16 protein-coding genes and 1 pseudogene are annotated in these 19,142 nt (G+C 59.8%); 8 read left to right on the plus strand and 9 right to left on the minus strand.

Annotated features, from left to right (window positions below):
* The 3 genes from E1K68_RS09030 to E1K68_RS09040 all read right to left on the minus strand — a co-directional run.
* Nucleotides 1–3,146 (minus strand): DUF6531 domain-containing protein (locus E1K68_RS09030; RefSeq protein WP_212613987.1); only part of this gene is annotated, 3,146 nt, incomplete at its 3' end.
* 198 nt (nt 3,147–3,344) lie between these two features.
* Nucleotides 3,345–4,814 carry a methyl-accepting chemotaxis protein gene (locus E1K68_RS09035; RefSeq protein ID WP_212613988.1) on the minus strand — a complete coding sequence of 490 codons (1,470 nt, stop codon included), beginning with the start codon at nt 4,812–4,814 and terminating at the stop codon, nt 3,345–3,347.
* 96 nt (nt 4,815–4,910) lie between these two features.
* Nucleotides 4,911–5,717 (minus strand): TatD family hydrolase, encoded by an 807-nt coding sequence (locus tag E1K68_RS09040; RefSeq protein WP_212613989.1) that lies wholly within the window; start codon nt 5,715–5,717, stop codon nt 4,911–4,913.
* Between the two features lie 236 nt (nt 5,718–5,953).
* Here E1K68_RS09040 and E1K68_RS09045 point away from each other — a divergent pair, with 236 nt between their 5' ends.
* From E1K68_RS09045 to E1K68_RS09055, 3 genes are all read left to right on the plus strand, one after another.
* The gene (locus tag E1K68_RS09045; RefSeq protein ID WP_212613990.1) at nt 5,954–7,375 is read left to right on the plus strand and encodes a transglycosylase SLT domain-containing protein; all 1,422 of its coding nucleotides are present in this window, start codon (nt 5,954–5,956) and stop codon (nt 7,373–7,375) included.
* A 104-nt stretch (nt 7,376–7,479) separates the two neighbouring features.
* Entirely contained in the window at nt 7,480–7,914 is a 435-nt protein-coding gene (locus E1K68_RS09050) for a DoxX family protein (protein WP_003189852.1), read from the plus strand.
* Between the two features lie 259 nt (nt 7,915–8,173).
* Nucleotides 8,174–8,482: a hypothetical protein gene (locus E1K68_RS09055; protein ID WP_003189853.1), complete on the plus strand. Its 309-nt coding sequence runs from the start codon at nt 8,174–8,176 to the stop codon at nt 8,480–8,482.
* 4 nt (nt 8,483–8,486) lie between these two features.
* Here the strand turns inward: E1K68_RS09055 and E1K68_RS09060 are convergent, their stop codons facing one another.
* Genes E1K68_RS09060 through E1K68_RS09070 form a run of 3 tightly spaced genes read right to left on the minus strand, consistent with a single transcriptional unit; the run spans nt 8,487 to nt 11,889 of the window.
* Nucleotides 8,487–10,223, minus strand: coding sequence for a Gldg family protein (locus tag E1K68_RS09060; RefSeq protein ID WP_003189854.1), 1,737 nt, complete (start codon nt 10,221–10,223; stop codon nt 8,487–8,489).
* Between the two features lie 17 nt (nt 10,224–10,240).
* Nucleotides 10,241–10,966, minus strand: coding sequence for a hypothetical protein (locus tag E1K68_RS09065; protein WP_003189857.1), 726 nt, complete (start codon nt 10,964–10,966; stop codon nt 10,241–10,243).
* Entirely contained in the window at nt 10,963–11,889 is a 927-nt protein-coding gene (locus tag E1K68_RS09070; protein ID WP_003189858.1) for an ABC transporter ATP-binding protein, read from the minus strand. Before E1K68_RS09070 ends, E1K68_RS09065 begins: the two co-directional genes overlap by 4 nt.
* Before the next feature lie 240 nt (nt 11,890–12,129).
* Here E1K68_RS09070 and E1K68_RS09075 point away from each other — a divergent pair, with 240 nt between their 5' ends.
* Together E1K68_RS09075 and greB are read left to right on the plus strand one after the other, a co-directional pair.
* Nucleotides 12,130–13,176: a hypothetical protein gene (locus E1K68_RS09075; RefSeq protein WP_003189860.1), complete on the plus strand. Its 1,047-nt coding sequence runs from the start codon at nt 12,130–12,132 to the stop codon at nt 13,174–13,176.
* Between the two features lie 124 nt (nt 13,177–13,300).
* Complete coding sequence (gene greB / locus E1K68_RS09080; RefSeq protein WP_032897540.1) at nt 13,301–13,780, plus strand: transcription elongation factor GreB; 480 nt, start codon at nt 13,301–13,303, stop codon at nt 13,778–13,780.
* A gap of 37 nt (nt 13,781–13,817) precedes the next feature.
* Here the strand turns inward: greB and E1K68_RS09085 are convergent, their stop codons facing one another.
* Both E1K68_RS09085 and E1K68_RS09090 read right to left on the minus strand, forming a co-directional pair.
* Complete coding sequence (locus tag E1K68_RS09085; RefSeq protein ID WP_003189863.1) at nt 13,818–16,328, minus strand: ABC transporter permease; 2,511 nt, start codon at nt 16,326–16,328, stop codon at nt 13,818–13,820.
* The gene (locus E1K68_RS09090; RefSeq protein ID WP_003189864.1) at nt 16,328–17,011 is read right to left on the minus strand and encodes an ABC transporter ATP-binding protein; all 684 of its coding nucleotides are present in this window, start codon (nt 17,009–17,011) and stop codon (nt 16,328–16,330) included. Before E1K68_RS09090 ends, E1K68_RS09085 begins: the two co-directional genes overlap by 1 nt.
* A 10-nt stretch (nt 17,012–17,021) precedes the next feature.
* Between E1K68_RS09090 and E1K68_RS09095 the strand changes: the two genes are divergently transcribed.
* The 3 genes from E1K68_RS09095 to E1K68_RS09105 all read left to right on the plus strand — a co-directional run bounded on the left by E1K68_RS09095 (nt 17,022) and on the right by E1K68_RS09105 (nt 19,023).
* Complete coding sequence (locus tag E1K68_RS09095) at nt 17,022–17,627, plus strand: arylesterase (protein WP_003189865.1); 606 nt, start codon at nt 17,022–17,024, stop codon at nt 17,625–17,627.
* A gap of 58 nt (nt 17,628–17,685) precedes the next feature.
* A complete protein-coding gene (locus tag E1K68_RS09100) occupies nt 17,686–17,979 on the plus strand; it encodes a hypothetical protein (protein WP_003189866.1) in 294 nt (97 codons plus the stop codon).
* Nucleotides 17,980–18,057: 78 nt separating this feature from the next.
* A complete protein-coding gene (locus tag E1K68_RS09105; RefSeq protein WP_003189867.1) occupies nt 18,058–19,023 on the plus strand; it encodes a L,D-transpeptidase family protein in 966 nt (321 codons plus the stop codon).
* Here the strand turns inward: E1K68_RS09105 and E1K68_RS28145 are convergent.
* Nucleotides 19,019–19,138: pseudogene (locus E1K68_RS28145) on the minus strand (outer membrane lipoprotein carrier protein LolA); the annotation flags it as partial. The gene E1K68_RS09105 and the pseudogene E1K68_RS28145 overlap by 5 nt on opposite strands.
* Between the last annotated feature and the right edge of the window lie 4 nt (nt 19,139–19,142).

Here is a 19,142-nt window from a genome sequence, read left to right on the forward strand (position 1 = left end):
TGGTGCTCGGCGGTCAGGCGGTTTTGGCGGTCGTATTCGTAGGCCAACGCCCAGTGACCGTCTTCGACGCTGAGGAGGTTGCCTTGGCGGTCGTAGGCGTAGTCGACAACGTTGCTGTCGGGCAGGGTTTTTCTTACGAGGCGCCCGGCGTGGTCGCGCTCGTAACGGGTGATGAGCTGACTGCCATCGTCGCCGTATTCGGATTTCTCCAGCAGGTTGCCGTTGAGGTCGTAGGCGTAGGCGGTGCGCTGGCCGTCGAAGCCGGTTTCCTGGCGGATCAGGCCGTTGGGGTGGTAGTCGAGTTGGTAGGTTTCGCCGGCTTCGTTTTCGATCTCGGTGAGCAGCAGCCGTGTGTTGTCGTAGCGGTACTTGACCTGGGTGCCGTCGGCGTTGAGACGGCGGCTGATCAGGTGCAGGCCACCTTCGTATTCGTAGCGGGTGACGTGGCCGAGTTCGTCGCGTTCGGCGATGATTTTGCCGTAGGGGTTGTAGCTGAATTCGCGTGTGGCGCCGCCTGGCAAGACGAGGCGAATCAGCCGACCGACGCTGTCCCATTCAAAGACTGTTTGCGCGCCGTGCTCATCCTCACGGGCGATTTGCCTTCCGAGGTCGTCATAGCGATAACGCTTGATCCCACCATTGGGCAATTGCTCCTCAAGCAACTGCCCACGCTCATTCCACACCAGCCGATGGCAACTGTGATCCGGGTACCAAACCCCCGTCAGTTGCCCGTGTTTGTTGTAGCTGTAGTCGATCGCGCTGCCATCCGGATCAATCTTGCGGATGACGTCACCCTGGTCATTGCGCTCATATTTCCAAACCGCCTCACCGCGCCTTACAACCCTTACGAAGCCGTTGTCATGCTCGTAAGATGTCGGCTCGTCATCCCCCGGAAACAACGCCACCAAGCGTCCGGCTTCGTCGTACTGATACGCCGTCACCGCGCCCAGCGGATCCTGTTCGACGGTCAGCCGCCCCTCGGCATTGTAGGATTTGAAATGCTGCGCGCCGTCCGGATCGATGCGCTGCACCAACCGCGCCCGCTGGTCATGGACATACACTTCCTGGCTGCCATCGGCGTTATGCACGGTGACACGGCCGTCATCCCCCCAGGCATAGCGCGTGTCCATCTGGGAAAAACTCGCCCAATGCCGGACACACCGCGCCGCTTTGCCAGATCGTTCCCACGCCCAGAAGAAACTCGCCCCACCGGCCAGTTGGCGTTCAAGAATGACGTGCTGATCGTCGTACCGATAACGCTCGCTTTCACCGACAGCATTGGTCGCGCAAACCAGTCGTCCATCTTCGTCATAGGCGTAGGAAACGACGTTCTGCTCGGTCTCCCACACGTAGGGATCACGGCCTTTGGCACGATGAACCTGGTAGTCCACCGCCACGATGCGATCCAATTCATAACGCAGCAGCAGCGAGCGGCCAGCACCGTTATCCAGCCGCTCAATCCGCCCGGAGGGATCACGGCAAATGCGCAGCCGGTTGTCATACGCATCGCTGATCGAGACCAGCACACCATCGCGAAAGTGATAGAACCGCGACGCCTGGGCCAGCACTAACTCATCAGGAGCCGAGCCCAAGTAGATCGCTGCTTCCGCCAGGCTATTGGTGATCGCGGGTCGGGCAGATGTGGGCAAGGGCAGGGTAGTCGAGCGGTTCTCATGGTCGGTCCACACCACCGAATCGCCCGACAGACAAAGCCTGTGCGCCAGCGCATGACTCCAGCCAAACCCCAACCCGCAATCCACATCCACCGCACTGGTGCGATACAGCCGCGTCCACTCAAACGGCAAAACCCCGTCCAGCGCGCCATCGGTGAGGGTGAGCAATTCTTCCCCGGTGACCATCGACACCGGGCAGCCGTTGGTGACCGTCTTGTCCGCTGGCGCCGTCGCATCCCCTTTCGGATTCGACGCCACGGCAGGCAGATCATCGACGTGTTCCTGACGGACCAACACGGTCTGTCGGGTCTTGTTGCGAACCACCGGCACCGGGTTCGAAACCAGCGTGTCGCCGGCCTTCAATGGAACCACTGGCACGGCCTTGACCGGCGTCGCCGCATTGCTCAGCAACACCGGCTTGGCGACCTCGACATGAGCTTCCAGCCGAGGCCCCGTCACCTGCTTGGCCAGCAATTCCAACAACGCCCGCGCCCGGCCGGACTTGACGCCACTAAGGATCTGAGCACCCAGGCGCAGCTGGACCCCAATGCCTCGCGTGGCCCAGATCAGCAGTAGATTGATCAAGACTTCGCCGGTGATTTCACCCAGCAGTTCGTACATGTCAGGTGGCGGCAGCATGCGTACCCAGGCCACCAGCGCCGACAGGTAGATAAACAACAGCGGCTCATCACTGAGTACCAGCAACCCCTTGGCCAGCGTGTCTTTGCCCAGCTTGAGCAGCGCCTTCAGCTCAGCTTCGGACAGGTACTTCAGCAACTTTTCGCTGTTGGATTTGAGATTGGCGAGCAGGTCGTACAGCTCGGTGATGTTGTCCCACAGGTTATAAAGCGCGCCGCCAAGCCCGGCAGCAAAGGCCATGCCCTGTAACGCACTGCGCTTGTAAGCAGGCGCTTTGGCAAAGTCTGCCCATCGAGGCTTGAAGTACTCGGCCCAGGCCTTGCGCAAATCCGCTTCCAGCCCGGCGATCACAGACTCATAGGACGCATACAGCGCCTGGACGTGAGCCTTGGAAACGTTGGGGTAAAAGGTGATTTCGTACGTCTGGTCGCGGGTACAGTCGTTGACTTCAAGAATGCCGCTGGGGCCAATGGTGCGATGCAGTGGCGCACCTACCGGGCTGCCGTCCCGAGCAACGGCTTGCAGCATCACAGGCGTGTTGCCGATGGGCACGAACTGCGTGCTTTCGAACAGATGCACCAGGGTCAGCCCGCCCTGGGCTTTGCATTGAGCGACCGTGCGACTGGTTTTTTTGGAAGAAGCCGGCGCGACCAGTGCGACCTGTTCTCCCACCTTGAATACCTGCTCCACACTAAGTGCCGAACCACTTAAAAAGCTGTCGGCCCACGTATCAAAGGTATTCAGGCAGGTGCGGAAATCCGCAAATACGCGCTCAACCTTCGGCGCTTCGGGATCCATCGGCACCAGCACCAGGTTGGCCAACACCGAGATCAAGAGACAGCCCCATCCATTAGGGCTTTAACGAAAACCACCATCTGCAATCCCTCGCACTGTTTGATCAGGCGAGGGACTTTGCAGCGGTTGTCAGGTAAAAGAAGTCGGCGTTATTCGCGAGAGGGGCGAGGAAGTTTCGTCTTAACCTCAGGTAAACCGAGGCTTGGTCGTAGGAGTCGGATTACAGCTGGAACAGTCTTACAACTTCAACTGCCCAATCGCCTTGCTCAACTCCCCAGCCAGCGTCGCCAGTTCATTGCTGGTAGTCGCTGATGCCACGGTTTGATGCACGGTGTTTTCGGTCACATCGCGAATGCTCACCACGGCGCGGTTCATTTCTTCGGCGACATGGCTTTGTTGCTCGGCGGCCACGGCAATCTGGGTGTTGCTTTCGCGCATCTGTGCCACGGCCCCGGTAATTTCAGCCAGCGCGATGCCAGCTTCCTGGGCCTGCTGCACGCAGTCATCGGCCTTGAATGAGCTTTCCTGCATGAAGTCCACGGCGTCGCGGGTGCCGGCTTGCAGTGCCGAGACCATGCGGGTGATTTCGTCGGTGGAGCTTTGCACGCGCTTGGCCAGGTTGCGCACTTCGTCGGCGACCACCGCGAAACCGCGGCCCATTTCCCCGGCGCGGGCGGCTTCGATGGCGGCGTTGAGGGCGAGCAGGTTGGTCTGTTCGGCGATGCTGTGGATCACCCCGACCACGCCGTTGATTTTCTGGCTGTCTTCAGCCAGTTTCTGGATCATTTCGGCGGTCTGCTGTACGCCACTGGACAGCCCGGCGATCGAACGCTGCACCCGAGTGACCACAGCCTGGCCGCTGCCGGCGAGGGTGTCGGCGGACTGGGACAAGTCACGGGTGGCGCCTGCGTGCTGGGCGATGTGGTAGACGGTGGCGGTCATTTCGTTGATGGCGGTGGCGGCCTGGTCGGTTTCGCTCTGCTGGCCGAGCATGCCGTGTTGTACCTCGTTCATGCTGCTAGCCAGGCGTGCGGCGCCGTCGTCCAGTTGCCGGGCGGTGCGGGCCACGGTATTGACCACCCGCTGGTAGCCGGCTTGCATGGCGTTGAAGGCACTGGCCATCTGGCCGACTTCATCCTTGCAGGCCAATGGCACCCGCGCCGAGAGGTCGCCGGTTTTTTCAACGTGCAGCATCACATCCTTGAGGGTGTTGAGTTGGCTGAGCAGAAAACGGATCAACAACTGCGAGGCGCCGAGCATGGCCAGCATCAGCACTGCCACAGCGACGGCGTAATGAGTGAAGCGGTCACGGAACACCTGGCTCAGGCTCGGCGCGTAGGCCAGGACTGCGACCTGCTGGCCGTCGGCCCGGCTGATCACTTCGGCGCCGATCAGCGGGTTTTCGCCGAACAACGGCATGGGGTTGAGTTCAGTCCAGCCGTTGGCAGTGCTCAGGGCGGGCAGATCCTGGGGGATCTGGCCTTTGGCAAAGGTGAGCCAGTGCTCACCCGTGGGCAAGGTTTTGTCGGCTGGCCAGGCGCTGAGCATGCGCCCCTGGGCCTGGGCCGATGCCTGCGACGCCTGGCTGCGCGCCTGTTGTTCAAGCTGTACGGCGTACAGCACCAGCAACAGGGTGGTGATGAAGGCGACCGCATTGACGGCCCAGAATTTGTATTTGAGCGAGATATTGCTAAGCCAGGCACCCATGGAAGGTTTTCTCTGATAGCGGAAACAGTATTGGCAAGGTGCCATTATTGTGCCGCTATTCAGAAAAGCGCTTTTGACATGGGTCAATGCGCTGCATTAATCCACGGCAGGCAAACCGAAAAAGCGCCGGGCGCAGGCGGTGCTGTGCAGCGCCAGGTCTTCCATCGTTTCGTTACGGTGCAGGGCCACTTCGCGCAGTACTTCGGGCAGGTACGCCGGTTCATTGCGACCATTCTTCGGCTTGGGGCGCAGGGTGCGTGGCAGCAGGTAGGGCGCATCGCTTTCCAGCATCAGACGGCCTCGGGGAATTTCCCTGACCAGCGGATGCAGATGAGTGCCACGGCGTTCGTCGCAGATCCAACCCGTGATGCCAATGTGCAAGTCCAGGTCCAGGTAGCTGAACAGCGCTGCCTGTTCACCGGTGAAGCAGTGCACCACGGCGGCTGGCAGGTGGTCGCGGTAGTCCTTGAGGATCTCCAGCAGACGCTGGTTGGCATCGCGCTCATGGAGAAATACCGGCAGTTGCAGCTCGACCGCCAGGGCCAGGTGTTCTTCGAGGACTTTTTCCTGCTGGGGGCGAGGGGAGAAGTCCCGGTTGAAATCCAGCCCGCATTCACCCACGGCGCGCACTCGGCTGTCGCCCAGCAAGCTGCGCAGACGTTGGGCGCTGTCGCTGTTCCAGTCGCTGGCAGAGTGGGGGTGAATGCCGGCGGTGCTGAACAGGCGTTGGCCGCTTTCGTCGAGTTTTACACACAGTTGCTGGGCCTGTTCACTGCCCTCGACGCTGGTGCCGGTGAGTACCAATTGCTGCACGCCAGCGGCGTAGGCGCGTTCGAGAACGGCCATGTGCCTCTCGTCGAAACTGGGGTTGGTCAGGTTGACGCCAATATCAATGAGTTGCATGGTGCTATCTCCGCCTGCGGCCGGAAAGCATATCAGAGCTGTAGATTGATAAGAAAAACCAAGAACTACAATGCGTTAACGCTGTCTTTGAACGTCGCAAGCGACATTGTGGTGGGCCGATTGCCTGCCACCGTGGCGCCGTTGCACGCCTTGCCAGCGCATAAAGCGCTCTGTTTCTGACCACCAGCACTGCGTTATTTGCGCAGGCGCTGGCCAGTTTTCTTTCCGGAGAGCGGATGATCCGACCCTCGGCGTTGCTTATGTTGTGCCTGACGTTATGGCTGCCCATGGCGGCGGTCGCACGTCTGGATGGGCCGCTGCAAGTGACCAAGCCCGGCAAGGTCCGTGACCTGGCGCAAATTCGCTCCAGCCGCACCCTGCGCGTCTTGGTCAACCAGAGCCGCAACAGTTCCGGTGAAGTGCAGGGCCAGGCCATCGGCGTCGAATACCACCGGTTGCGCGCCTTCGAGCAATACCTCAACGGCCATGCCCGTGATGGGCAGGCCATCAACCTCAAGATCATCCCCAAGGCCAAGGACCAGTTACTCGGCGCGCTGGCCCGTGGTGAAGGCGACCTGGTGGCACCCGGTGAGTTGCTGGATGTGAAGGGCGTGCACAAGGTCAGCGCCAGCGCCCCGATTGTCAGCGATGTGCCGTTGTGGTTGGTGGGCGTCAAGGGTGAGCGACGCTTTACCAAGCTGGAGCAACTGTCGGGGCGCACGGTGACGCTGACCACGGGCAGTGCGGCGGCGGATGCCATCAGTCAGGTCAATCAAAAGCTGGCCCTGCACAAGCGTCCACCGGTGAAAGTGGAATGGGTTGACCCCAGCCTGGCGGTGGAAGACGTCCTGGAGATGGTGCAGGCGGGGATTTTTCACCTGACGATCGTGGAAAAACCGATTGCCCAACGCTGGTCGAAAATCCTGCCCAAGTTGCGCTTTGACAAGCAGGTGGTGATCAGCGAGCCGGGCGACGAGTTCTGGTTTGTACGCCAGGACGCGTCGATGCTGCGCGCCAGCATTGATCGGTTTATCAAGACCTATCACACGCCTTCCGACCAGGATGTGGCCTTCCAGCGTATCTATCGACGCCTCTACCAGGTCCGTAACCCATTGGCGCGGGCTGACCGCCAGCGCCTGGAAAAACTGCGCCCGGTTTTGCAAAAACATGCGCGTGAGCAAGGTATGGACTGGCTGAACCTGGCGGCGTTGGCGTTCAAGGAGTCTTCCCTGGACCCAGGTGCACGCAACAGCGGCGGCCCCACCGGCCTGATGCAGATCACGCCGTCGGCGGCCCAGCGGGTGGGGATCAACAATATCGAGACGCTCGACAATAACGTGCAAGCGGGGGCACGTTACCTGGCGATGATCCGTCGCAAGTTTTTCGCCAGCCCCAAGCTCAATGAGCGCGAGCGCATGGCCTTTATGCTGGCGGCGTACAACATGGGGCCGGAGCGAGTGCAAGGCATGCGCACCGAGGCCAAGCGCCGCGGGCTTAACCCCAATCAGTGGTTCTTCCAGGTTGAACGCATTGCCATGGAGCAGGTAGGGATGGGCGGCGTCAGCTATGTTAATAGCGTCAACAAGTATTATTTGGCGTTCGATCGGGAGCGGGAGTCCCTTGAGCCGGTAGCTGCTAAAATTGCCTCGCGCAAATAATCGAATTGTTAGATATTAATTAGGCGATATTTCGGCTTTTATCATTGCTTAAACTGATTAATATAGCGGCCAACCAACCCCTACCTGGAAAAGGATTTAACCCCATGAGCCCAATGATTACCCGTGTACTGTCCACTCGCGCCGGTTATGGCCTGACTATTCTGCGCATCTTCGTCGGCATCATCTTCGCTGCCCACGGCTCGCAAAAACTCTTCGGCTGGTTTGGCGGTGGTGGCCTGGCGGGCACCGCACAATGGATGGAAAGCATCGGCCTGGCGCCGGGTACGCTGATGGCGCTGCTGTCGGGCGGTACCGAGTTCTTCGCCGGCCTGGCCCTGATCATCGGTTTGCTGGTTCGTCCTGCTGCATTGGGCCTGACCTTCCTGACGCTGGTGGCGATTTTCTCTGTACACATCCACAACGGGCTGTTCATGGCCAACAACGGTTATGAGTTCGCACTGGCGTTGCTCGGTGGCGCGCTGGCGGTGTTGCTGGAAGGTGCGGGCAAATTGTCTGTCGACCGCGCGATCACTCACTGATCGTTTTGCAAGCTGCACAAAAGGCCCGCTGATGCGGGCCTTTTCGTTGCCCGGGATTCTTGACACTGCCCCACCGGCTTCTCTAGGATGCTGCTCATGCGCCGATTTAAACAGCTAATTGCGGGGCGCCACTGGGTCTCAATGCAGCCCGACAGAAGCACGCTTGCTCACGCAGGGCGTTCTTCGAAATACCGCTAAAGCGCTGGTTCGGTGTTGCCTCTCACCTGCCCGCAGACTTTTGAGGCAGAGACACGACACGATGAATGCACTACGCCCCCTCATACGCCTGGCCCCGATCACCGCGGACCTGACGCAACGCAATCCGAAAATCCTGCTGGGCGGCAAGCACCAGCCGACACTGCTGCGCTATCTGGACGGCTGGCCACGTCGTTCCGGTCGGCCCTCGGCGTTCCTGATCCAGTTTGTTGAAGACGGCGATTCCCTGGCCCGTTTTGCCAGCGACAGTTTCGACCTGGCAGTGATTCAGGCACCGAGTGCCAGCAATGCCCATGAGGTGATCCACCAACTGACGCGCATTGCCCGGCAAGGGCTGATTGCTCGTCGGTGAGCGATTAGTGAAAGATCGCGGGGGTACGACGCCGGCGCTGGTGTAGGAAAAGTAACCAGGCAATCAGGCACAACAGCAGCGGAAGGGGCACGATTATCAGCCCTCTCAGCTGTCGCTCGAAACGCTGCACCGGGGCATAGGCCTGCGCCTTGAATGCATGCAACTCGATGGGCAGTTGCAGGCGCTCCTTGTTCAGTGCCTGCAACTGGGTACTGGTATCCACCGCTTGGGTGATAAGCCGTGTGTGCAGTGGGTTCAACTTTCGCCATGCTTGCTCCGTCTGCTCAAGTCGTCGCTCCAGCTCAACCGAATTTTTCCGATACGCCTGCGCGGCTTGGTCCCGCATCTGATCCAGCCTGTGCAACGGTTGGTGCATGACACGGGGTCGAATGCGTTTGAGTGCGTCGGGCGCCGCCAGGTTATCCAATGTGTTCAATACAAACTGCGCGTTGCCGTTGGGTCGTGCCTGGCTGAGAGTGTCCGCTAGCAGGTCAGTGTCGGCCACGACTACCATCTGAATCAGTTCTGCTTTTTGCAGCCCGGGCGGCTGGCCCTTGAAGCCGTCGGGAAACGCTGAGTAGGCGGGCCCCTCAACGCGCGCCGCGATTACATGGCGCTGCCCTGAAGTTGCCGTTTCATCGATGAGCGAGTCGAATGTCGTCGCCGAGGCAAAGCGTTTGGCGTTCAACAGGGCCGATTGCCCTGAGCTCAGTAGAAGCGGGGTCAACAGTGAGCGGCTTTTGGGCGCTAGCGAAAGTGCGCCACTGCTTGAGACGATGACGCTGTCCAGCCCCCAGGTGCTGATATCTGTCGTGGCCATGGCCTGTCGCGGCAGGTGTAGCCGGGCCGGGTGCAGTACCCGGGGCATTCCCGGACCGGGCGTGGCTGATGAGGCATAAAGATTGTCGATCAACAGCTTGTCCTCCGGCATCTGGATGCCCCAAGCGTTCAGCAGCCCCTCCATTCTCGCGTTCGCTGACACGGCGTCAGCGCCTATCTCGCTCACGGGGTCGATGAACATCATCAACGGGGTGCCTTTCAATACCGATTGCTCAATGGCATATAAGGCCCGCTCAGGTAAGGCGTGCGGCTGTATGACCATCAATGTCGCGATGGATGGCGGTACCTGAGCAATGTTCGCCGCCAGTTCCACCACATTGAATTGCTCGCGCATCAACGCCAGCAGCTCGCTGCCCGGTTTATCCAGCGACAGGCCCGACAGCAGGCCGACAGTGGCACGCTCAGGATGCCCCAACTTAGAGATCAGGTGGCTGATCTCATATTCAAGTAATGACTCGTGCTCAGGGCGGAACGCTTCGATGCGTTGGGCGCCCTGGCCAGCGCGGGTGCCGATAAGACCAAGAAATCCTTGTGTGTCATCAAGCCCGAACAAGCTGGCTTTGTAGGCGTCTTCAGAAAAGGGAGCGGGGTTAATGATATGTAAGTTGATCATGCCGTTTGCCGCTTTTTCGAACGCCTTGAGCACGTCTTCGACGCGTCGACCATAACGTTCTAATGCCTGGCTTTTTTGCGGCGCATGGAGGGTATTGAAGTAATACAGATCCAGTGGGCTTTCAAGTGAGGCAAGTAGTTGCCGCGTTGCTGGGGATAACGTATGGATTTTTTCTTGGGAAAAGTCCCATTGGGCAGTAGGTAGTTTGGGTACCCAGACTAGATTGAGTGCCAGAAACAGCAGTGATATGACGAGAAGTGTCATACCCGCACGAAAAGCGGATCCCATCAGTGGTCTTCCTTTTCTCAACTGCTTTTGTAGTTGAGTGTTAGGGTGGTTGCAAACAGAAAAGCAACGATCATGCTGATAAAGTACAGGCTGTCATGCAGTGTGAGTCTGCCGTTATCCATCGCGCTGAAGCGGGCAATGGGATCCAGGGACATCAAACTGTCGATAACCCATATCGGTGCTTGTTGTTCAAGTGCATCCAGTACTGACGAAAGCCCACTGGCGGTCAGCAACAAGCCGAGGGTGAAAAAGAAAATCAGCAGGCGTTGGTTCGCAAGTACACAGATGAAGCAACCCACGGAAAGATAACTTCCCGCCAGCAACCAACTGGCCAGGAACTGCGAAGCGATAACGCTATTGTCAGGCGTGCCCAGATAATTTACGGCAATTACCAAGGGGAAGTTAAGCATCAGCGCAATGCCACAGACAGTCCATGCTGCGATAAATTTGCCGATCACTCGTTCCACTGAGGTGACAGGCAAGGCATTCAGGGTGTCGTAAAAGCTGACGTTGGATTCATCCGACCACAACTGCGTCGATAACAGGGGGACCAGCAGGAGATAGAGCCAGGGATGCAGATCGAAAAAGGCCTGCAGATCGCTGCTGTTGCGCTCCATCCATTGGCTGGAATGCAGCCCCAGCACTGCGCATAGCGCGAGAAAAATCGCCACGCTCAGATAGGTGCTGGGCGCGCAGGCATAGTTGGCCAGTTGTCGTTTGAAAATGACAGGTAGCAGTCTCAAGGTGTTACCTCTTGGCTCAGATGGTGAACGACATCGTTCAGGCGACCCGGCTCCAGATTCATTGACGTGATGTTCCAGCCGCGATGGGTGATAAGCGCGTTGATTGCGGAAAATATGCAATGCCCAGGCATGGCCAGGACCGTCACCTTGCCGGGTGCATGTCGGTCTTCTTCGATGCCGGCGACGCCGGGCAATACGGCCAGCGCGAGCAAGTCCAGCGGGGTGTCTGCTGCGAGGGTGACGGCCTGAAAATGCCGGGAGCTGCGCTGTAAATCGGGCAGCGAGGCATCGGCCACCAGGCGGCCACCGGCCATAACCAAGGCACGGGTGCAGATGTCCGCCAGCTCCTGGTAATGGCGGGAAGCGATGATGATGGTCATTTCCTCGTTCAGGGACTGGATGAGTGCCCGGAACTTGACGCGTTGATCAGGACAGAGGCCTTCTGTGGGTTCATCCAGCAGCAGCAGGCTTGGCGCATGCAGGAGCGCCTGGGCCATTGCCACTCTGCGCTTCAAGCCAAGGGAAAGTACGCTGATGGGGCAGTCGAGTACGGGCAGCAGTTCCAGGCGTGCGGCCACCTGCGCCACCTGGCTGCGTTTTTCCAGCCCGCTCAAACCGCGAATGGCAGCAATGAAATTGAGCATGTGTTTGACGGACATCGTGTGATGGTCAAGGCCGCCTTGGAGTTGATAGCCAATGACCTTTTTGGCTTGAGTTGAATGGGTATGGGTATTGAAACCTTGAACAGTGATGTGCCCGGCCGTCGGCTTGATCGCCCCGGCGATCAAGCTCAGGAGTGTTGTTTTTCCCGCACCACTCTCTCCCAGCAAGCCGATACACTCCTGGCGCTGGGCACAGAAGGACACGTTGCTGATTACGCGTGTTTTGCCCAGCTGTTTTGTCAGGTTGCTTATCTCGATCATGGTTTTACCGAATAAGTTTTGCAGGGCGTGTGAGAGGGGCCGGCAGTATGGAAAAGTGCTTTAAAAAGGGTACGTTCAATATGAAGGCTTGGGAACGCGAAGTATGCTTAATAAGAAGAATCCTACGTTCGACCCGATAATTCGCTGAAACAATTGTTTTGTTTTGAATACTTATTAATGCCCAGATGTTTATCGGATGTTTATATAAGGTTTTTTCTTTTGTAATGAGGCCTGATTGCCATGATGCTTTTACGTACTCTTGTTCTTGAGCGCAACGATGAAGGGACGCCTGTTAACGGCGCCTTGTTGTGCGGGTTTGCTGTTACGCAAACGGCGTCCAACTTTCTGGTGTATAGCCTGGATGAGGAGGCCGAGCCCGGCCATTCCAGGGTCTATATCGCGGCACTGCGTAAAAAGATTGAACGGTATTTCTTGGGAGGCGTTGATTCCAAAGAAGACCTGCAATTAGCCATGCAGGTCTTCAAACAGATCTTGACGATGGCAGCCGCAGCTGGCTCGAAGACGACGCCCATTGCCGAACCTCAGGTTCCCTTTCATTTCATTGATTTGAAAGGCTGCCGGTTACCGCCGGCCAGGCCAGAGGATCACCACTCGGTGATCATCAAGAAGGCTCTGGTCATGAAGGTCATCACCCTGGGCATGTCAGCCCCGGCGTTGCCTGCGATCGAAAGCAGCGCAGTGATCGTGCCGTCCATTCGCTTCTCGTCGCAAATGGTTGCGCCGCCGCGAAATCCGCGCTCAGTCACGACTGCGCCGCAGCCTATGGATGAAGACACCGTTGAGGAACCGGCGCGGTCGCTGGTCGCGATACCGCAGGAGCAGGTTGAGACCATTGCGTCGCCGGTTCTGGTTGAACAAAATGACAGTCAGTTTGAGCCAGACAACCTGCGGTTGGACCCACCTGAGCCTGAGCCCGAACCCTTGGACCCGCCTGCTCAGATGGACCATACCTCTTTGCTCGAAATGGACAGCGCACTGAGCAACCTGGCCAAGGTCGCCCAGGAACTGACGCAAAAAAAATGCGCAGTACTGGAGAAGGAACAGATGCTCGAACAGTGGCAGGCGCGATTGCAACAGCAGCAGAGCCAGCTGGAAGAGAAGGGCCGTGAACTTGAACAGCGCCATGCCTATTTGCAGGAGCAGGGCTTGGAGGTCAGCCAGAAGGCCGAGAAGCTGGCAATGATGATGTTGCAGTTGTCGGGTATGCGCCAGCGTATGCAGGGCACGTTGCTTGAGTTGGATCAAGTGCTGGAGGGGCATGGGTGAGGTAATGGGGCGCCGGCCTGGATACTTTCCAGGGTTCATTTATCATCAGTCCCAGCCAGCCGCTGCCTGGGCATGATGCCCTGGCATAACGGCACCATTGGACATTGCCTGGGGATGCAAGCGTTTGAGTACCAAGCTGATTACCAAAGAAGGTCATGAAGCGCTGAAAAAAGAGCTGGATTACCTGTGGCGTGAAAAGCGTCCGGATACCACGCGCAAAGTGACCTGGGCGGCCTCCCTGGGAGATCGCAGTGAAAACGCCGATTACCAGTACAACAAGAAGCTGTTGCGCGAGATCGACCGACGCGTGCGTTACCTGCGCAAACGCCTGGAAGACATGCGGGTGGTGGAGTACATGCCCGAGCAGGAGGGAAAGGTGTTTTTCGGCGCATGGGTCGAAATCGAAAACGAACAGGGCGAGACCAAGCGCTTTCGCATCGTCGGTTATGACGAGATCTACGACCGCATGGATTACATCTCCATCGACTCACCCATGGCACGGGCCCTGCTGCGCAAGGAGGTGGATGACGAGGCAATCGTACAGACCCCAGGCGGGGAGGTGTGCTGGTGGATCACCAAGATCGAATATGTGAAGCCCGCCTGATGGCACGTACCTTGGCTGGGTACGTGCCATCCGGGTTTCAGCCTTCGCGCAATACGGTCAGCGGGCTGGCATTCAGCGCACGGCGCGTGCCGAACACTCCGGCAGCGCCAATCAACAAAGCACCGATCACGGGCAGCAGTAACAACCACGGGTGGGGATGCCACGCCAGGTCAAAGGCGTAGCGGTACAGCACCCAGGTCACCAGTTCGGTGCCCAGTGCCGCCAACAAGCCGCTGACGGCGCCCAGCAGGCCGAACTCAATGCGTCGGGCCTTGACCAGCAACTTACGCTCGGCACCCAGGGCGCGCAGCAATGCACCCTGGCGGATTCGTTCATCCAGGGTGGCCTGCAGGCCAGAGAACAACACCGCCATGCCCGCCGCGAGTACAAACAACAGCACGTATTCGACCGCCAAGGTCACTTGGGCAAGGATGCTGCGCAATTGCTCCAGCAGGGCCTCGACCTGCAGGATAGTGACCGCCGGGAAGGCCCGTGACAGGTCGACGATCTGTTGGTCATGGCCGGGAGCCAGATAGAAGCTGGTGAGGTAGGTCGCGGGCAGATCCTTCAAGGTGCCCGGTTGGAAAATCATGAAGAAGTTGGGCTGGAAGTTATCCCAGTTGATGGTGCGCAGGCTGGTGACCCGCGCCTCACGGTTTTCCCCTCCGATGGTGAACACCAGATGGTCGTTGAGCTTGAGCTTCAGGCTCTCGGCCACTTTGGCTTCCACCGACACGCCAGGAACCCCATCAGTGGGTTGCGCCGACCACCAGCTACCTGCCGTCAGGACGTTACCCGCTGGCAAGTCGGCTGCCCAGGTCAGGCTCAGGTCGCGTTGAGTGGCACGGTCGCCGCTGGAGTCCTTGCTGACAATCTCCTGCACCGGTTCGCCATTGATGCTGATCAAGCGCCCTGGTACCACCGGGTAAAGCGGCGCCGCTTGCGCCTGGACATCCAGCAGGCGGGCGCCAAAGGCGTCCTTGTCGGCCGGCAGGATATTCAGGGCGAAGTAGTTGGGTGCATCCTTGGGCAGCTGGTTTTGCCAGGTGTCGAGCAATTCGCCCCGCAACAGCGCGATCAACCCCATGGACAACAGGATCAAGCCAAACGCCAGGGACTGGCCTGCCGCCGCCAACGGGTGACGCAACAACTGGCCCAGGCCCAGGCGCCAGGGCAGGGAGGCGCGAGCCAATAACCGTCGCAGGCTTTGCAGCAACAGCAACAGCAAGCCACCCAGGAGCAACGCAGCCACCACACCGCCACCGAGTAATGCGAAGGTCAATACCAGGTCCAGGCTCAGGCGCCACATGATCAGGCCCAAGGCAAACAGCGCCGCGCCGTAAACCATCCAAGTGCTTGAGGGGATAGGCAGCAAATCGCGGCGCAACACCCGCAGCGGTGGTACCCGGCCCAGTGCGGCCAGCGGCGGGAGGGCGAAGCCGGCGAGGGCGACCAGCCCGGTACCGATCCCGGCGACGGCCGGCAGCAGCCCGCCCGGCGGTACGTCGGCGGGGAGCAAGTCGTGCAGGAAATAGAACAGGCCAAACTGCGCCAGCCAGCCGAGCAGGGCGCCGGCCAGGCTCGCCAGCAAGCCCAGCACACTCAGTTGCAGGGTGAACAACAACATCGCTTCACGGCGCGACAGGCCCAGGCAGCGCAACAACGCGCTGGCATCGAAACGTCGGCTGGCGAAGCGGTTGGCCGACAGCGCCACGGCCACGCCAGCCAGCAGCACGGCCACCAGGCTGGCCATGTTCAGGTAGCGTTCGGCCTTGCCCAGCGCGCCGCCGATTTGCTGGTTGCCATCGCGGGAGTCCTGCAGGCGCTGGTTGGCGGCCAGGCCCGGTTTGACCAGGTCGCGATAGGTTTGCAGCGCAGTGCTGCCTTGCGGCGCACGCCATAGTTCGCGGTAGCTCACCCGGCTGCCTGGCTGCACGACACCGGTGGCGTCCAGGTCCGCCAGGTTGATCATGACCCTGGGCGTGAGGCTGTAGAAGTTGCCGGCGCGGTCGGGCTCATAGGTCAGGATGCGCGCCAAGCGCAGGGTTTTCATGCCGACATCAATGCTGTCGCCGACTTTCAGGTCCAGCGCCGTCAGCAATCGTGCTTCCACCCAGGCTTCGCCGGGTTTTGGGGCACTGCCCGGAACTTCAGCGCCGAAAGGCTCGGTGCTGCTTTTAAGCTCGCCACGCAGCGGGTACTGCTCGTTGACCGCCTTGATACTGGAAAGCTGGATGCCATTGTCGGTGGCGATAACGCTGGAGAACTCCACGATGCGGGCGTGATCCAGGCCCAGTTCGGTCCCTGATTTGATTTGCTCGGGGCGGGCCGGCGAGCTGCCTTCGAGCACCAGGTCGGCGCCGAGGAACTCGGTGGCACGCAGCAGCATGGCGCCGTTGAGGCGCGCACCAAAGTAGCCGATGGCGGTGCTGGCGGCCACGGCCACCAGCAGGGCAAAGAACAGCACGCGCAATTCACCGGCGCGGGCGTCGCGCAGTAACTGACGCATGGCAAGGCTGAACAGACGCAACAGCGGCAAACGTGCCATCAAGGCTCCAGGGGCGCGACCATCAGGCCGGCTTCAAGGCGGATCAGGCGTCGGCAACGGTGGGCCAGGCGCTCGTCATGGGTGACCAGTACCAGGGTCGTACCGCTCTCTTTATTCAACTCGAACAGCAGGTCGCTGATGCGCTCGCCAGTATGGCTGTCGAGGTTGCCGGTGGGCTCGTCGGCAAACAGCACATCCGGTTCGGCGGCAAACGCGCGGGCAATCGCCACGCGTTGTTGTTCGCCACCGGACAGCTGGCGAGGCGAGTGGGTCAGGCGCTGGCCCAGGCCTACGCGCTCCAGCAGGTGTTTGGCTCGCTCGCGGGCGTCCTGGCGACCGTCCAGCTCCAGCGGCAGCATCACGTTTTCCAGCGCGTTCAAGCTGTCGAGCAACTGAAAGGATTGGAATACGAAGCCCACATGCTCGGCGCGGATGCGTGCGCGCTGGTCTTCGTCGAGGGTGCTCAGGGCTTGCCCGGCCAGGGTGACTTCGCCGCTGCTGGGCAGGTCGAGGCCGGCCAGCAGGCCCAGTAGGGTGGATTTGCCGGAACCGGAGCTGCCGACGATAGCCAGGCTATCGCCCTTGTTCAGTTCCAGGCTCAGTTCGTGCAGGATAGTCAGTTCACCTTCCGCGCTGGGAACCACTTTGCTAAGGTTTCGCGCGGTGAGAATGCTTGCGCCCATGGAGAATCCGATGCGAGTGTGGTTTTTGAGTGCTGGCCTGGCCTTGATGTGCATGGCCCAGAACGCAGCGGCGGGTACAGTCCTGATCGTTGGCGATAGTATCAGTGCCGGTTTCGGCCTGGATACCCGCAAAGGGTGGGTCGCGTTGCTGGAGCAACGGCTCAAGCAGGAGGGTTTTGACGATAAAGTCGTCAATGCTTCCATCAGTGGCGACACCAGTGCAGGAGGCCTCGCGCGGCTGCCGGCGGCGCTTGCGGCGCATAAACCGGATGTGGTGGTGATCGAGTTGGGTGGCAACGATGGCTTGCGCGGCCAGCCGCCGGCGCAATTGAAACAAAATCTTGCGTCGATGATTGACCAGTCCAAGGCCGGTGGTGCCAAGGTGCTGCTGCTGGGGATGCAGTTGCCACCCAATTACGGGCCTCGATACACCAACGCGTTTGCACAAGTCTATGGTGCATTGGCCAAGGAAAAAAACATTCCTCTGGTACCGTTTTTCCTTGAGGGCGTGGGCGGTCATCCAGAGCTGATGCAGGCTGATCAATTGCATCCGGCAGTCGCGGCGCAAGGCAAGTTGCTGGAAAATGTCTGGCCAACGCTAAAACCGCTGTTATGACGCTTTTCTACCGGCAGGCTTTCGGCTAAGGTGGCGCCCCCCCGATTTGGAGCCCTCGATGTCGCGCCCTGCCTGGTCCCTGTTTAACTACCAACTGATCGAGCCGGACGAGCAGCTGGACCTGTTCGCCTGCCAGGAAGTGCGGGTGCATTTGGTGGCGCGTCAATTGGAACTGGGCGGCTCCATCGACCGCACGCTCTGCGGCACTTTATTGCCCGCACAGCCACGCTGGTCATCGGTCAACCGCTCGATTTTTCAAGACCAGCGACTCTGCCCGTTATGCCGGGCGATTCTCGAATCGCAAAAGCGCGGCACGCCGCCGATCTGGCCGGAGCTGCGCTTCGAGCTGTAAAACAGCTTGAAGCTTGGCGCTGCGAAGCCGTATACAATCAGTTTTTCCCTACCCGTCGTCTTGCGAAGGATTTTCCGGATGTTGTCGCGCCTTTCCGTCGTCACCTGCTGCCTGTCTCTTGCTGCGCTTTGTGCGGCGGGTTCGGCGGCGGCCTTGCAGTTGCCCTTGCCGCCGCCCGGTGAGGACATTGTCGGCCAGGTCCAAGTGATCAAGGCCAAGTACGAAGATACCTTTGCTGACCTTGGCACCACCTACGACCTGGGCTATTCGGAAATGGTCGCGGCCAACCCGGGCGTCGATGCCTGGTTGCCGGGCGCGGGCACCGAGATTGTGCTGCCCACACGCTTTATCCTGCCGCCCGGGCCGCGGGAAGGCATTGTGATCAACCTGGCGGAATACCGGCTCTACTACTATCCCAAAGGCCAAAACGTCGTCTATACCTTCCCGCTGGGTATTGGCCGGGAAGGCTGGGGCTCGCCGATTGCCCATACCAGTATCATCGCCAAGACGCCCAACCCGACCTGGACACCACCGGCCTCGATCAAGGCCGAGCACGCCGCCAACGGTGACCCGCTGCCCAATGTGGTGCCTGCCGGCCCCGACAACCCACTGGGGCCGTTCAAGTTCACCCTGGGCACGCCGGGTTACCTGATTCACGGCTCCAACATGAAATTCGGGATCGGCACGCGCACCAGCCACGGCTGCTTCCGCATGTTCAATAACAACGTGTTGGAAATGGCGGGCATGGTGCCGGTGGGCACGTCAGTGCGCATCATCAACGACGCGTACAAGTTCGGCAGCAGCGGCGGCAAGGTCTACCTTGAAGCCCACACGCCGTTGAACGATGACGGTACGCCCTCGGTGGTCGACAAGCACACTGCGGTTATCAATGCGTTGCTCAAGCGCGAAGACCTGTCCAATAACCTGCGGGTCAACTGGGACCAGGTACGTGACGTGGTCGCCGCCGAGGATGGCTTGCCGACCGAAATTGGTGTGCCAGGCGCGGCGCCTGTGGCCTCAAGTACGCCGGCCGACCTGCTGTAGGAGCGAGCTTGCTCGCGAAAAACCTGAGGGCGCCGCTGTCATTCAGGACGCCCGCGTCATCGTTGACCATCTTCGCGAGCAAGCTCGCTCCTACAGGTGGCGCGTGCCAAATCAAAGGC

The sequence above is a fragment of the Pseudomonas sp. B2021 genome, assembly GCF_018135665.1.
Taxonomy (GTDB): Bacteria; Pseudomonadota; Gammaproteobacteria; order Pseudomonadales; family Pseudomonadaceae; genus Aquipseudomonas; species Aquipseudomonas lactis.